This is a genomic window from Marinobacter xestospongiae (assembly GCF_023156385.1).
Lineage (GTDB): Bacteria > Pseudomonadota > Gammaproteobacteria > Pseudomonadales > Oleiphilaceae > Marinobacter > Marinobacter xestospongiae.
Genome location: NZ_JAKZAK010000042.1, coordinates 1 through 15,461 on the forward strand (window position 1 = coordinate 1; position 15,461 = coordinate 15,461).

The window sequence follows — 15,461 nt, forward strand, 5'->3', positions numbered from 1 at the left end:
AGTAGTCAAACTCGCAGGCCTGGCCGATCACAATGGGGCCCGCGCCCAGGATCAGGATACTCTGGATGTCAGTACGTCTGGGCATGGATTGCCGCCACCTCCCTGTGAAGGGTCTTTGGATTGGCTGGAAACGCCATTGCCGACTGGCCAACGGGCGCTTACCAACACTATAGCCAAAGGCACATCAACGGGGGACGAGGCAGGTATCAAAAGCCGAAAGGAAACGAGGACAAAGACAGGAACGACAGACCATCGCCAACCGGGCAGACCAGCCCTGGCTGGCAATGGTTTGAGGATCGGGGAGCCTAGAAGCTGTCCCCGGGCACACGCACCCACCCTTCCATCAGGATGCGGGCGCTGCGGCTCATGACCGCCTTGATAGCGGTCCATTCGCCATCGCGCTGGGCGGCTTCTGCGCCAACCTTGAGGGTACCGGAAGGATGGCCAAAACGAACGGCGGAGCGCTCACCTCCCCCCGCCGCCTGGTTTACCAGGGTACCGGGAATGGCCGCTGCGGTTCCGATCGCCACCGCGGCGGTGCCCATCATGGCGTGGTGGAGCTTGCCCATGGACAGCGCCCGCACCAGCAGGTCGACATCCGCCGCAGCCACGGTCTTGCCGCTGGAGGACACATAGTCCCGCGGCGGAGCCACAAAAGCCACCTTGGGCGTATGCTGGCGACTCGCTGCCTCATCAACGGAGCTGATCAGCCCCATCCGGATGGCGCCATGGGCGCGAATGGTCTCAAACCTGACCAGGGCTTCGGCGTCGCCGTTAATGGCCTCCTGCAGTTCCGTGCCCTGATAGCCAATGTCTTCGGCGTTGACGAAGATGGTTGGAATGCCGGCGTTGATCAGGGTCGCCTTCAGAGTGCCCACACCGGGCACCTCCAGGTCGTCCACCAGATTGCCGGTCGGGAACATGGCGCCGTCACCATCCGCCGGGTCCATGAATTCCACCTGCACTTCCGCCGCCGGGAAGGTCACACCATCCAGCTCAAAGTCGCCGGTTTCCTGCACCGATCCGTTGGTGATCGGCACCTGGGCGATGATGGTCTTGCGGATGTTCGCCTGCCAGATGCGCACCGTGGCAATGCCGTTATCCGGAATCCGCTCTTCCGACACCAGGCCGGTGTTGATGGCGAACGCACCGACGGCAGCGGTGAGGTTGCCACAGTTGCCGCTCCAGTCGACAAACGGCTTGTCGATGGAGACCTGACCAAACAGGTAGTCGACGTCATGGTCCGGCTGCTGACTCTTGGCCAGAATCACCGTCTTGCTGGTGCTGGATGTGGCACCACCCATGCCGTCGATCTGCTTGCCGTAAGGATCGGGGCTGCCAATGACCCGCAACAACAGCTGGTCCCGGGCTTCACCGGGCACCTGGGCCGCTTCCGGCAGATCATCGAGCTTGAAGAAGACACCTTTACTGGTGCCGCCACGCATGTAGGTAGCCGGCACCCGGATTTGGGGTACGTGAGTCATATTGCTTACTACTCCAGAACGGGCTACTGCAAAAAAAAGAAGCCGGGAGCGGCCATCGCTCCCGGCTGTTGGTCATTACGCGGTCGCTGTAGATTCCAGGAAGTCTTTGGCAAAGCGTTGCAGCACACCGCCGGCCTGGTAGATCGACACCTCTTCCTGGGTATCCAGACGACAGGTCACCGGGACCTCCAGTCGCTCACCGTTGGCACGGTGGATCACCAGGGTCAGCTTGGCCCGCGGGGACAGAGCACCTTCAACGTCGTAGGTCTCGGTGCCGTCGATGCCCAGGGTCTTGCGGGTCGTGCCTTCCTCAAACTGCAGCGGCATGACACCCATACCAATCAGGTTGGTGCGGTGAATGCGCTCGAAGCCTTCCGCCACGATCGCCTCCACTCCGGCCAGCGCCACGCCTTTGGCGGCCCAGTCACGGGAAGAGCCCTGGCCATAGTCCGCGCCTGCCACAATGATCAGCGGCTGCTTGCGCTCCATGTAGGTTTCGATGGCTTCCCACATCCGGGTCACCTTGCCTTCCGGCTCAACCCGCGCCAGTGAGCCCTGCTTCACGTCGCCGTTGTCATCCCGCACCATTTCATTCAGCAGCTTGGGATTGGCAAAGGTCGCGCGCTGTGCCGTCAGGTGATCGCCGCGGTGGGTGGCGTAGGAGTTGAAGTCCTCCTCCGGCAGGCCCATCTTGGCGAGGTATTCACCAGCGGCACTGGCCGCCAGGATGGCGTTGGACGGCGACAGGTGATCGGTGGTGATGTTGTCACCAAGAACCGCTAGCGGCCGCATGCCCTTGAGATTCTTCTCGCCCGCCAAGGCGCCTTCCCAATAAGGAGGGCGACGGATGTAGGTACTCGTCGGCCGCCACTGGTACAGCGGATCACTCTGGGCCTGGGAGTCGCGGGTGATGTCGAACATCGGGATGTAGGTTTCCCGGAACTGCTCCGGCTTCACCGCCTGGCTGACAATGGCGTCGATCTCTTCGTCGCTGGGCCAGATGTCTTTCAGGGTGACCGGGTTGCCCTGCTGGTCGTAACCCAGAGCATCCTTCTCGATATCAAAGCGGATGGTGCCGGCAATGGCGTAGGCAACCACCAGCGGCGGCGACGCCAGGAACGCCTGCTTGGCGTAAGGGTGGATACGGCCGTCGAAGTTCCGGTTACCGGAGAGCACCGCCGTGGCGTAGAGATCACGGTCGATGATTTCCTGCTGGATTTTCGGGTCCAGCGCGCCACTCATGCCATTACAGGTGGTGCAGGCAAAGGCCACAACACCGAAGCCGAGCTGCTCCAGCTCTGGCAGCAGACTGGCGTCTTCCAGGTACATTTTTACCGTCTTGGACCCCGGCGCCAGTGACGATTTCACCCAGGGCTTACGGGTCAGACCCAGCTTGTTGGCGTTGCGGGCGATCAGGCCGGCCGCCACCATGTTGCGGGGGTTGCTGGTGTTGGTACAGCTGGTGATGGCGGCGATGATCACCGCGCCATCCGGCATCTTGCCTTCTTCTTCGGTCCACTTGCCGGCGATGCCGCGATCCGCCAGCTCTGAGGTGGGCAGATGGGCGTGGGGATTGGAAGGCCCCGCCAGAGTGCGCACCACCCTGGACAGATCAAACGTCAGCACCCGCTCGTACTCCGCGCCCTTCAGGCTGTCCGCCCAAAGTCCGGTTTCCTTGGCATACTGCTCAACCAGGGCCACCTGATCGTCGTCCCGCCCGGTGAGCTTGAGGTAGTCGATGGTCTGGCCGTCGATGTAGAACATCGCCGCAGTGGCGCCGTACTCCGGCGTCATGTTGGAGATGGTGGCACGGTCGCCGACGGTCAGGCTGTCAGCGCCTTCACCGTAGAACTCCAGATAGGCACCCACCACCCGCTCTTTACGCAGGAACTCGGTCAGCGCCAGCACCATGTCGGTGCTGGTGATGCCCGGCTGCAGCTTGCCGGTCAGCTCGACGCCGACGATGTCCGGCAGACGCATCATGGAGGCACGACCCAGCATCACGCTTTCCGCCTCCAGGCCGCCGACACCGACGGAAATCACGCCCAGCGCGTCCACCATCGGAGTGTGGCTGTCGGTACCGACACAGGTGTCGGGGAAGGCGACCTGAGTGCCATCATCATCGGAGCGAACCTGCACCACCGGCGACATCTTCTCCAGGTTGATCTGGTGCATGATGCCGTTGCCGGGAGGAATCACGTCGACATTACGGAACGCAGTCTTGGTCCAGTTGATGAAATGGAAACGGTCGTCGTTACGGCGATCTTCCACCGCGCGGTTCTTCTCGAAGGCGTCCTTCTCGAAACCGGCATGCTCCACCGCCAGGGAATGGTCGACGATCAGCTGAGTCGGTACCACCGGATTGACCTTGGCCGGGTCGCCGCCCTGCTCCGCAATCGCATCCCGCAGGCCTGCCAGGTCAACCAGGGCGGTCTGGCCCAGGATGTCGTGACACACCACCCGCGCCGGGTACCAGGGAAAGTCCAGCTCCCGCTTGCGCTCGATGATCTGCTTGAGGGAATCGGTCAGGATCGCCGGATCACACCGGCGTACCAGTTGTTCAGCCAGAATACGGGAGGTGTACGGCAGCTTTTCGTAAGCACCGGCCTCAATGGCGTTCACCGCTTCCCGGGTGTCGTAGAACTCCAGGTCGGTGCCAGGCAATGGCTTGCGGTATTGGTTAGTCATGCGTGCAATCTCATCAGGATTCGTTGGTTCTCGGGCTAACACGGTCTGCGCCGTGGCCCATCCGCCTGAAAACGGCAGACACCCGCACAAGCGGTGTGCCTGCCCTGCGGCTCAGCGTTGTTCGATGGCCACCCACTCGGAATGCTCCGGGCCGGTGTACTCCGCACTTGGGCGAATGATCCGGTTGTTGGCGCGCTGCTCCTTGACGTGGGCAGTCCAGCCGGATACCCGGGACATGACAAAGATCGGGGTGAACAGCTCGGTCGGAATGCCCATGAAGTGATAGGCAGAGGCATGGAAGAAGTCGGCGTTGCAGAACAGCTTCTTCTCCCGCCACATCACTTCCTCGCAGCGAACGGAAACCGGGTACAGCACGGTATCGCCCACTTCCTCAGCCAGCTGCTGGGACCACTTCTTGATGATGGCGTTGCGGGGATCGGACTCGCGATAGATGGCGTGACCAAAGCCCATGATCTTTTCCTTGCGCTCCAGCATGCCCATCAGGCCCTGTTCGGCCTCATCGGCGGACTGGAACTTCTGGATCAGCGCCATTGCGGCCTCGTTGGCACCGCCATGCAGCGGACCACGGAGAGAGCCAATAGCCCCGGTCACGCAGCTGTGAATGTCAGACAGGGTGGAGGCGCATACCCGTGCGGTGAAGGTCGACGCATTGAACTCGTGCTCGGCGTAGAGAATCAGCGACACGTTCATTACCCGCTCGTGCAGCTCGTTGGGCTTCTTGCCGTGCAGCAGTTCCAGGAAATGGCCGCCGATGGAGTCGGAGTCTGAATCGGTCTCGATACGGACGCCTTCATGGGCAAAGCGGTACCAGTAGGTGATGATGCCGGGGAACAACGCCAGCATGCGGTCGATCTTGTCGTCCTGCTGGCTGAAGTCGGTTTCGGTTTCCAGGTTGCCCAGCATGGAGCAGCCGGTACGCATCACATCCATCGGATGGGCATCTTTGGGAATCTGTTCCAGGGTGGTTTTCAGGGCTTCCGGCAGTGCGCGCATGCCGCGGAGCTTCTCTTTGTAGGCGTCCAGCTCCTGCTGGTTCGGCAGCTTGCCACGGAGCAGCAGATAGGCCACTTCCTCGAACTGCGCATTGTCTGCCAGCTCGGTGATGTCATAGCCGCGATAAGTCAGACCGGCACCGGTTTTGCCAACGGTACACAGCGCCGTTTCGCCCGCCACCTGGCCACGCAGGCCGGCACCACTCAGTTTCTTGTCAACCATGCTCTCTCTCCTTCTAACTTAGGCTTTCTGCTGCTTGAACAGCGCATCCAGTTTTTGTTCAAACTCGTGGTAGTTGAGGAAATCGTACAGCTCCATGCGGGTCTGCATCAGATCCACCACGTCTTTCTGGTCACCCTTGGCCAAGATGTTCTCATACACCGCCAGGGCCGCCTTGTTCATCGCCCGGAACGCGCTCAGCGGGTACAGCACCATGCCGGCGCCGGCCTCCTTCAGCTCCTGCTTGTTGTACAGCGGGGTTGCCCCGAACTCGGTGATGTTGGCGAGAATCGGTACGTCCAACGCTTCGGAGAACGCCTTGTAGTGCTCCAGCTCGGTCACCGCCTCGGCAAAGATGCCATCGGCACCGGCTTCGATGCAGGCCTGGGCACGATCAATGGCCGCTTCCAGCCCTTCCTGCTGGAACGCGTCGGTACGGGCCATGATAAAGAAGTCATCGTCCTGACGGGCATCCACACAGGCCTTGATGCGATCAACCATCTCCTCTTTGGAGACAATCTCCTTGTTGGGGCGATGACCACAACGCTTCTGGGCCACCTGGTCTTCAATATGGACCGCCGCAGCGCCGGCCCGTTCCATCTCACGAATGGTGCGGCCGATGTTGAAGGCGCCACCCCAGCCGGTATCAATGTCCACCAGCAGCGGCAGCTCGGAAGCCGCGGTGATCCGGCGCACGTCTTCGACCACATCGTTCAAGCTGGTCATACCCAGATCCGGCAGACCGTAGGAGGCGTTGGCCACACCGCCGCCTGACAGGTAGATGGCCTGGTGCCCCACCTTCTCGGCCATCATCGCGGCGTACGCGTTAATGGTGCCAACAATCTGCAACGGTTGATTCTCTTTCAGCGCCTTGCGGAAGCGGGCGCCTGCGGACAGTGAGGTTGACATGGTCTGACTCCTTAGCCAGTGGCTTGTTGGATTTGTCGGGTCATCAGAAGGTCAGCAGACCTTCCTCAATCTTTCTCTCGATATTGCGACGGGCGGCGTTGATGTGCCGCTTCATCAGAAATTCCGCCAGCTCACCGTCCCGCTGGGCAATCGCCTCAACAATGCGGCGATGCTCACCCAGGGCCTTGTGGGGCCGGCCGGTGGAGGTACTGAGGCGGTAACGGTACATGCGCACCATGTAGTAAAGGTCACCCAGGAGCATCTGGGCCAACTTGGTGTTGCGGCTGCCAGTGGCGATACGGTAATGGAAATCGTAATCCCCTTCGGCCTGATAGTAGGCCTGCCCCTGGGCCTGCTCGATGAGGGTCTCGTGACCATCCAGAGTTGCCTGCAACGCCGCGATTTCGGCATCGGTCATGCGTTCGGCGGCCTGACGGGCTGCCAACCCTTCCATGACTTCGCGAATGCGGTAAAGCTCAAGCAGCTCATCCGCACTGACGGACACCACCTTTACCCCGGCGTGGGGGCGACGCACCAGCAGTCCGCGGGACTCGAGCCGCCCCAGCGCTTCCCGCAGAGGGCCGCGAGTCAGATTGAAGCGCGCACACAACTCCACCTCGCCGATCTTCTCCCCCGGGGCCAGATCGCCCTTAACGATGGCCGTTTGCAGACAATCGAAGGCTTCGTCAGCTCGGGTTAAGGTTTGGACAGCATTCTGGCTCATGGTTTGTTGACAATCCTGGGTTGATACTGGCGAAAGTTACGCCTCCCACCCGGGATTGTCAACAATCGCCACCCGGGCGACAAACCGCGTTGCCGACAACCCCGACCGCCCCGTGGTGGCGCCCTCCCCCTTCCTCGCGTTCTCCGTTACACTGCGTTGATTCATTCCTTACCTCATCCAATAAGGACGCACAGATGATCAAAAAGTGTCTGTTTCCCGTAGCCGGCTACGGCACTCGCTTTCTCCCGGCGACGAAGGCCATGCCCAAGGAAATCCTGCCAATTGTTAACAAACCATTGGTACAGTACGGCGTTGAAGAAGCCTCCGAGGCCGGCATCAACGAGTTCGGATTCGTCACCGGGCGCGGCAAGCGGGCGATCGAAGATCATTTCGACATCAGCTACGAGCTGGAACACCAGATCGCCGGCTCCGGTAAGGAGAACCTGCTGACCTCCATCCGCGAGCTGATCGACAACAATACCTTCGCGTTCACCCGCCAGAATGAAATGAAAGGCCTCGGCCACGCCATCCTGACCGGTCGCAACCTGGTTGGCGACAATCCCTTTGCGGTCGTGCTGGCTGATGATTTCTGCGTTTCAGAGGGAGACGGCGTACTGGCCCAGATGGTGAAGCTCTACAGCCAGTTCCGCTGCTCGATTGTGGCGATTGAGGAAGTGCCGCAGGATGAGACCCACAAGTATGGCGTGATTGCCGGCGAATCCATGAAGGATGGCCTGTACCGGATCACCGACATGGTGGAGAAGCCCAATCCGGAAGATGCGCCCAGCAACCTGGCCATCATCGGTCGCTACATCCTGACACCGGACATTTTTGACATCATTGAACGCACCCCCCCGGGCAAGAACGGCGAGGTACAGATTACCGACGCACTGCTGGAGCAGGCCAAGAACGGCTGCGTTCTCGCCTACCGCTTCAAGGGACGCCGCTTTGACTGCGGCAGCATTGACGGCTTTGTGCAAGCCACCAATCACGTCTACGAACACATCTATAAGGCTGAGCAGTAATCCTCAGCCTGGTGCCGGGCCGGCAAGACCGGCCCGGTTCCTCCCCAGAGGCTCAGGGCACCAGCAACTGCAGAATCATCTGCCGCTGCTCCTGGTCTGCAGCCCGGAACCGCCGCAACAGCTCCCGCTCCTGATCAGACGGCTGGACAACCGTCAGCGCCCGTTCCAGCTCCGTAACCGCCCGCACCAGCTCATCGCCATCCGCATTGGTCAGCCCCGGCAATTCCAGCTGCCCGGCATTGGAGGCATCCTCAAGATCCAGCAGCGTCTCCAGCGCAGCCCCCAGGCGTACGCACAGATGAACAAGCTCCCCCACATCCGGGTATTGGCGACCTTGGGGCTGAGCGCTTTCCCAGGCATGAATACGACGCTCATCGATCCCACACAGGTCTGCCAGCTCGATCACTGACAACGACCGCTCCTCCCGCAATCGCCGTAACCTGTGATTGAAAGACTGCATGTAGCGCATCGTCATACCCCCGTGAATCGCGCACTATTCGGTGCTCCGGGCCAGTTCCCATCACCCGGAAACCGCCATTACAACCGAGCGCGAAGCGTTTGACAAACGGTTCCGGGAAATCGGTGGGCTGAAAGCGAAAACGTTAGCAAGAAGCCAGGCCAGCAAAGCGCCTCCGGAAAGGAGGCCCCGACGCGAATAATGTAGCGGACTATACTGCCGGACAGGTTTTATCTGCGGTTCGCTGTTGTTTTCGGGCGCGTATTCCAATCTGACGTGCCCATAGATTCAAAAACAGTCAGTGTGCTGTTATACCTTTAGAATTGATTATGGCCGAGAAAGAGTCAACAAGCGTTTGGCTGAACCCTTCAATCTTTTTCACATTTCTCAGCTTATCCAGATCCCCCAAAGAGGAAACCTCAAAAGTACCATCTTCACCATCCCAGTATGGAACAATCTGCCCATAGATATCGCTGGATGGATCGTAATTCAGCTCTGTTATTGTAGACAATAACTCATCAGGAATTTTTAAGCGCCTCATGTACTCAAGTGCCTCAGGGATAATTTCGTAGCCAGTTGCTACGACCTCCCCATGATCGTATTCTTTAGAAAAATCATGAATAATGAACTCAGGCACCAATGATTTCTTTACGTACATCAGTTCGTTTATAACGATCAACTTGAAGTTAACATCTTTGAACTGATTCAAGCCTCCCTCAGGGAATTTATATACTGGCGAGAGATTCCCATGCAGCAATTCTGATAGTTCGTTGATTACATCAGAATCACCATCAGCGCTCAGCTTTTCTGCCAACCGTCGCGCTCCCTGAGATTTTACGAGCAGCTTTTCAGTCTTCACCTTATCGCTTTCATTACTGACTGAGAATAAACATTTGATCGCGTGACTTCGCTGTTTCAGATCCCAATCCCGAATGAACGGCTCCAGGTTGTCAACGATCAGGTCAAGCTGACCAGCGGAATACTTTTCAGTATCAAACAGATTCAGGAATAACCACCATCCCATCCCCGGCTGGTTTTCGTCGATCATCGATCTTATGTAAAGATCCAACAGGCGAGCAGCGACGTCGGCATAGTTTTCAGAACGACGCAGCACTGACAGGATGATATTGTTGCCAAACCCAACTTCTTTTTTAACACAGTCAACCACCCAGGATTCCAGATGCTCAGGGCAAACGTCCGAATGGTAAAAATAAGCACCAGCAAATAACTCAAGTAACTTAAACCCTGGCTGAACGCCGGACTTGTCTTTTAGAACTTCTCGTTTTTCAAACGGTACAGCGAGCTTCTCCTGTATCGCATTAAGCTCACTCTGAGATCTATCAAAAACGCCTTTCAGCGGTTTCGGAGAAGGCGCTGAGCCATCCACCTGATTGAATAGCATCAGCCACTGATATGCCGCCTGGCATTGCTCGCTATCACTACAGTCAACACTCAGGAGGCGGCGGCTCCATTCCTTAAAGACAAACTCGGCACCATCATCGGATGACGACAACCTCAACAAATACTTTCCAATAGATGCGAAAAGGTGGCTGCTTTTTTTAGCACCAATATCAGTGGAGGCCGCTAAAGCAAAAAGCTGCAAGGCGAAAGCCTTGGCATCGGCCGGGCTTAGGCGGTCATAATCAAGGGTTAATTTATTCACCAACCCGATCACCTTCTTTCCGCCAGTTTCAATAGCAAAATTCAGGTCCCGGTCAGGCCCTTCAATGGGCTCAAGGTAATTCATAAACTCGCCTCCCTTCCTTGTATCTAGAAAGAAATCTCCTGAGCATTTCTCTCTTCCTTAGATTGCATCCGAGAAGGCTCATATGTGTTAGAAACGATTACGAAGCTTCGCTCTGAGCTCTTCTATTCTGTAAGGGGGATTACGCCTGTGAATCATTGAGTGGCAGTTCGGGCATACAGGAACCAAATCATTAATCGGATCTATTTGGTACTCACCTTTTTGATGCGACACAGGGACAATGTGATGAACATGAATAAATCCGCGTCCTATATCTCCATATAGATCCTCAAAATTTACATCACAGACTTTACATTTTACCCCATGGTGCTCGATACATTTCTGTCTTGCTTTTGAACTTCGTTCATATTTGGTCAACTCATAGGATAACTCTTGCCCTTCAAAGATCTGGGCGTCATCAATTTTCGGAATTTCGTAACGACTTATTTCACCCGATTCGTGAACTTCAAAATCGCCGTCTGATTTCACGACTTTTAACTCCCATACGCCCCATTTACCGATGTGGAGAGACGATTCAGGCGGCAATTCGTACGCAAACTTTTCCGTTATGGTTCGTCGGTCCTCGGATGGAACCAATTCATTCATAATCCTTCTTCGCTTGTGTGTATACCAAGCGGGCCATTCTCCGAGCTGCCCCATCCAAGACTCTTCTTTTCCATAACAATGCCGTGCTATTTCAAGAGCTTGTTCTTTAGTAGGAACTTTAGCTTTTAGGGTATATATATTTTCCTGAGAAATTTCTGGAGGTTTCAGATATGCGTAGTTTTTTGTCGACTTAACTAGCTTCCACCCTCTTCTTGGCAACAGGACGGACAAAGTCATTGCTGCCCCGAAACGAAAGACCCCCTCACCATACTTCTTAGGCGCCTTAACTTCCGCTTCAAATCTAATTGAGGCTTCTGACCAGTCAGAAGTATCGTATTCCATCATTTTCCTGCTTGTTTCTAACGACTGCCATCAGCCGCGCGAGGCACGAGCGTCGGCTGCATGGCCTGATTATATTTTTCTGCTTGGGACACGTTTTAACCCTTGCTTCGCACTTCCGCTAGCTGCGAAGTAATTAACCGGCTCACCATACAATGCAGCAAGCTCGGTAATGCACCACTTTAAGTCCTTTCTGCCCATACCTCTCTCATTCGCCCTGAACATTAAGTGATAGAAGGACACCCAGAACGCCGCCGCATCATCGAAATTGATGTCTCGTGCGGGCCCGATCAGAGAGTAACACCCTGAACCTGGGAGAAGTTGCTTTGCAAGTTTCGAGTTTGCCATCTCGCATGCAGACACGAAGACACGCCTCTTGTCAAGGCAAGGAGCCAGCATTTCACCGAGCTGCCTGAAAGATACATCGTCAAATGTCGTTCCCATCTCTGAGTCGTTTGCGTGGCACGATAGATGGAGATACCTGTATTTGCTCTCATCAAAGATATTGATTATCTGTTCAAGCTCTCGCTTGGTTCTAATATAGAAGTATTTAGTTTTAGCTTTTCCGGCTAGACGTAGCATTCGAGAGAGGATCTCACCTTCTTGCCGGTGATTGTCTTCGTCATCTAGGGTTAGAGACTCGATTATGAACAGTTCAGGAATAGTTTCGGACATACCCAACTCTCAAAAAATATAACGCCTGCGTAAACGGCGGTTTTTGCGTAGCGAAGCGGAGAAAAAGCCGTCCGGTGGAGGGCCTTCAGGCCCGGAACGTATTTGACGCACTTGTTAACTTTTGAGGTAGGCACCGAGCCCTTCCTCAACTATCTCTAGGTCGCTACCGATACTGTCGAAGCCAACGAATTGCCAGCCATGGTCGGACAATCGGTAGCCAATGGAATAACCGGCCATGTCATCGCCGATTAGCAAGACGCCTTCCAAAGCTGAAGGATACTGGTCACCGAATATCTCGCTTGCGTGCAAAGGCCCAGAATACAGCATGATCCCGCTTTCTTGCTCTCCCCAACCTTGTTCAGAGAGCCATGCAATATATTCCTCTGGAAGCGGACCATGCTCTTCTTTCATGGCTTTTATTTCAGGAGCAGACAGCTTTTCCATACCGACTCGATCAGAAAGTTAACGCCGCAAGTTGCAGCCGACTAAAAGGAGGTCCGCCAACCTTGCATTGTTAAGCATTTGCAGCCTCAAGTTTCTCTGCTAGAAGGTCTGCGGCTTTATCTACGCCGACTTGCCTTAAATCTACGTAACCGACGGTTGACCTAATGCCTACGACCTTAACATCATCGATTCGTAGAGGGAGTAGATAATCTTCGGTTCTCTTTTCCGCCGCTTCTCGACCGACCGACAACTCAAAATCAGTCCAATCTCGTTCCGGATAACTTTCAGACAAAAACACAACCATAAACATCGCGTCGTTGGCATATACTTCCGCAAGCTTGGTACGGACATCCGCTCCCCAAAGCTGAGCCTGCTGATCAAAATCGTAAAAAATGCTGAGGCCTCGTTTTTTCAATGCAGCAATAAATTCCTCAACAGTACTTCTAACGTCCCCGGCGAACGACACAGCCACGTCATAGGGGTATCCCGTATTTCTAAGATGAATTCTATCTTTGATGTCCGAAATATCTAACAAATTGAGGTAGAATCGAAAGGAAGGATCTTCTATCGAAATATGCTTTCCGCCCTTTTTATAGAAAAGGATATCGCTTAGTCCCTTTTCCTCAATAACGTCACTCAAATTGTTCAGGCAGTTGTAAAAGGAGGTTGCTTTCTTGCCCCTCTCCTTTGGGTCATCAATGATTGATACAATTTGCCGAAAGAGAGCTTCTGTGGGTATCTCTGTACCATTAAAACTAGCAATATTCGCGACGATATCGAAATAGGTGTTGTGGACCGATTTTGCCTGCTGCTTCCCTTTGGCCAAGCCAACCAGCTTATCTCGGTATTTTCCGTGGAATATTCTTAGGACAGAATCTCTAATCTTCGATAGATTATTGTCAATAACTTTTTCGTGATCTTGCTCTTCTTCAACTCCATCTTCTATGCAGCAGACCTTAGCGACAATGTGTAGTATGGAGGGAACCCCGTTTGATGCACTAATTATCTGCGCCCTCAACTCGTCAGAGAAACGGATCCTTAACGCTGCTTCTCCAAGCGCCAGGAGCTCGAGACAAAAGGCGTCGTCCTGCGTTTTGATATTAAAAGGATCGTTTCTGATTCCTAGTTCTGGATCGACTCCATAGAGTTCATCGGCCGATGCCGCGATCCCTATGATTACAAATCTTACGTCCCTCTCATGCCAAAGCTTCAAGTAACTAGCAATTTGCAGGCGAGCGCCAGACTTTAAGAAGTGATAGTCATCGATTACGATAAATCTTACTAATCGAAGTAGATCGGTAATCTCATTGAATTCCGTAGAACATTTCATTTCCTCTGCGAGCACCTGTAGACCGGAATCGAGCTCGGAATATTGTCGAGCGTTGATCCACAGCACATCTGAATCAGGAATAGACAGATCTGCCATCATCGTTCGCACAAGGGTTGTCTTTCCTGTTCCAGACGGTCCGGCAACGGTAATATGCTTGCCTTCGGCTTTAAACGAAGACTTTAAATAAGGGTACTCTTTAGGTTTAACAAAGGTGTGGCGGGGGTATCCAGCTTCATTAAATACATCTTCAAGTTCTAGTTTTTCCATTTCGATCGTTCTTCCTATCAGTCTACCTGCTTCACCAGGTGGTTCTTAACGCGGAACACACTGGCGCCACGCCAGTGGCGTCCGGTGCTGTGTTTTGTTAAGGGCTCAGATACTTTAGGCTTCAGAGAATATGCCATTGCCTACAATGGCCCGCATCGTCTGAACATGCTTCAACAACCGATATAACAGAAAAAAATATGAGTAGCGAGAATGTCGCAATACATAGTGCTTTTAACCTAAAGCTGTCCTTACTAACCCGGTAAATTTTAATTGATGCTGTCAAACCGCCTATGAAGAACGCAAAACAAGTATAGGTAATAAAGCCCTTAACAATCAGTTCTGCAAAACCAGCAGGCCCGTCACCACGAATTATAGTTCCGTTTCTATAAATTAGTGCCAGCAGTGAAAGATTGATCAAATTATAGACAATACATGCAAGCACGCGCCATGTCCTGCTTTTACTATCTGGTTCGGACATATCGATCCGCAGATTCATAGAACCCCTTAACGCTGAAATTTGCGGCAGTTTTGGAGCGGCGAAGCTGCGGAAAAACTGTCCGACAACATTGACTGGTTAAGGGCCGGTTACCCCGGGCCCGGACCGGGGTGCGAAGTCCAAATGCCTACTGCCGATACTGTGTACCAACTGGACGGATGGCGCCAGGAACCAGAACACTGAATGAGAGGCAGGACTCAGAACGCTACGCCGGATTGCCCCGTGACCTGCACCCCCATTGGCCGGCAAAACCTTGGCCAGAGTGAGGGGTGTTTTTACCTGCGGGCTACGACTGACGCCTGCGCCAAACACCCAACCAAAGCGCACCGGAGCCAAGGCCTTTAACGTTTTTGTTCAGTGGCGACCTTTTTGCAGCGAAGCGGAGAAAAGGGCGTCCGGTGGAGGGCCGTCAGGCCCGGAACGAACTGCAACAATTGGTTATGCTGTGGGCTTAATGTGGGCCCCTGGAATCCGGGAACGTATTCCCTTTTGATGATCAGCACAGTACCGATGAGCGCATTCCACGAGTTCTCTCAGCCTATCTGCATTATTCTCGTTGATCATGACGATGTGCCAATCAAAAACGTAGTTATTGACTCCGCTGGCATTAATGAAGATGTTCGGATTTAACTTCTTCAGGTCAATGTGTGCTACCAGCGCATTCCTTCCATCGCCGATCAGGGTGTCATGAAGTTTTCTGTGTTCCCCACTCAAGTTTTTGAGCCACCTATCAGATATTCTTCCCACGCCATGCTTGTTATCGGTGAAGCAACGAGCGTAGGTAATTGTAAAGCTCTTGGAAAGCGCTCTTTCAAACGCGAAACCTGAAACTTGAGGAGCATTTCCGCCGCGCTCAAGTACATCAAGGTACTCGATACACTCCTGAAAGCTCAATTTGGCCAATTCATATTTTGCGTATTCAATCTCAAGTGGAGTCATAACCGGTGCCTGAGTGGAGAGGAGCATAATCGGGATAGGGAGGCACCTCACGATGCCCCTCCTCCCACATCACCGGGCATACGGATCACGTACCACGGCGA

15 protein-coding genes are annotated in these 15,461 nt (G+C 54.7%); 1 reads left to right on the forward strand and 14 read right to left on the reverse strand.

What is annotated here, in order from left to right:
- The 6 genes from MLD24_RS21785 to MLD24_RS21085 form a co-directional block, all read right to left on the reverse strand.
- Positions 1–85 (reverse strand): carbamoyl phosphate synthase preATP-grasp domain-containing protein (locus MLD24_RS21785; protein WP_427902075.1); only part of this gene is annotated, 85 nt, incomplete at its 3' end.
- Positions 86–305: 220 nt separating this feature from the next.
- Positions 306–1,484, reverse strand: a complete 1,179-nt coding sequence (gene prpF / locus MLD24_RS21065; RefSeq protein ID WP_248169237.1) for a 2-methylaconitate cis-trans isomerase PrpF — start codon at positions 1,482–1,484, stop codon at positions 306–308.
- Positions 1,485–1,559: 75 nt separating this feature from the next.
- Positions 1,560–4,172, reverse strand: coding sequence for a Fe/S-dependent 2-methylisocitrate dehydratase AcnD (gene acnD, locus MLD24_RS21070; protein ID WP_248169239.1), 2,613 nt, complete (start codon positions 4,170–4,172; stop codon positions 1,560–1,562).
- A 111-nt stretch (positions 4,173–4,283) separates the two neighbouring features.
- Positions 4,284–5,408 carry a bifunctional 2-methylcitrate synthase/citrate synthase gene (gene prpC, locus MLD24_RS21075; protein WP_227171242.1) on the reverse strand — a complete coding sequence of 375 codons (1,125 nt, stop codon included), beginning with the start codon at positions 5,406–5,408 and terminating at the stop codon, positions 4,284–4,286.
- Positions 5,409–5,426: 18 nt separating this feature from the next.
- Entirely contained in the window at positions 5,427–6,314 is an 888-nt protein-coding gene (gene prpB, locus MLD24_RS21080) for a methylisocitrate lyase (RefSeq protein ID WP_227171243.1), read from the reverse strand.
- Between the two features lie 43 nt (positions 6,315–6,357).
- On the reverse strand, positions 6,358–7,038 hold the full coding sequence (locus tag MLD24_RS21085; protein ID WP_227171244.1) for a GntR family transcriptional regulator: 681 nt from the start codon (positions 7,036–7,038) through the stop codon (positions 6,358–6,360).
- Positions 7,039–7,232: 194 nt separating this feature from the next.
- On the opposite strand from MLD24_RS21085, the gene galU reads away from it, so the two are divergent.
- The gene (galU, locus tag MLD24_RS21090) at positions 7,233–8,063 is read left to right on the forward strand and encodes a UTP--glucose-1-phosphate uridylyltransferase GalU (RefSeq protein ID WP_227171245.1); all 831 of its coding nucleotides are present in this window, start codon (positions 7,233–7,235) and stop codon (positions 8,061–8,063) included.
- 52 nt (positions 8,064–8,115) lie between these two features.
- Here the strand turns inward: galU and MLD24_RS21095 are convergent, their stop codons facing one another.
- The 8 genes from MLD24_RS21095 to MLD24_RS21130 all read right to left on the reverse strand — a co-directional run bounded on the left by MLD24_RS21095 (position 8,116) and on the right by MLD24_RS21130 (position 15,360).
- Positions 8,116–8,538 carry a helix-turn-helix domain-containing protein gene (locus MLD24_RS21095; RefSeq protein WP_248169241.1) on the reverse strand — a complete coding sequence of 141 codons (423 nt, stop codon included), beginning with the start codon at positions 8,536–8,538 and terminating at the stop codon, positions 8,116–8,118.
- Between the two features lie 280 nt (positions 8,539–8,818).
- Complete coding sequence (locus MLD24_RS21100; RefSeq protein ID WP_248169243.1) at positions 8,819–10,267, reverse strand: DUF6892 domain-containing protein; 1,449 nt, start codon at positions 10,265–10,267, stop codon at positions 8,819–8,821.
- 87 nt (positions 10,268–10,354) lie between these two features.
- Positions 10,355–11,212, reverse strand: coding sequence for an HNH endonuclease (locus tag MLD24_RS21105; protein ID WP_248169245.1), 858 nt, complete (start codon positions 11,210–11,212; stop codon positions 10,355–10,357).
- A 69-nt stretch (positions 11,213–11,281) separates the two neighbouring features.
- Positions 11,282–11,884 (reverse strand): hypothetical protein, encoded by a 603-nt coding sequence (locus tag MLD24_RS21110; protein WP_248169247.1) that lies wholly within the window; start codon positions 11,882–11,884, stop codon positions 11,282–11,284.
- 114 nt (positions 11,885–11,998) lie between these two features.
- Positions 11,999–12,328 (reverse strand): SMI1/KNR4 family protein, encoded by a 330-nt coding sequence (locus MLD24_RS21115; RefSeq protein WP_248169249.1) that lies wholly within the window; start codon positions 12,326–12,328, stop codon positions 11,999–12,001.
- 70 nt (positions 12,329–12,398) lie between these two features.
- Positions 12,399–13,925, reverse strand: a complete 1,527-nt coding sequence (locus MLD24_RS21120) for a TIR domain-containing protein (protein ID WP_248169251.1) — start codon at positions 13,923–13,925, stop codon at positions 12,399–12,401.
- A 121-nt stretch (positions 13,926–14,046) separates the two neighbouring features.
- Positions 14,047–14,403 (reverse strand): hypothetical protein, encoded by a 357-nt coding sequence (locus MLD24_RS21125; protein ID WP_248169253.1) that lies wholly within the window; start codon positions 14,401–14,403, stop codon positions 14,047–14,049.
- Between the two features lie 456 nt (positions 14,404–14,859).
- Positions 14,860–15,360: a hypothetical protein gene (locus MLD24_RS21130; RefSeq protein ID WP_248169256.1), complete on the reverse strand. Its 501-nt coding sequence runs from the start codon at positions 15,358–15,360 to the stop codon at positions 14,860–14,862.
- Positions 15,361–15,461: the final 101 nt, after the last annotated feature.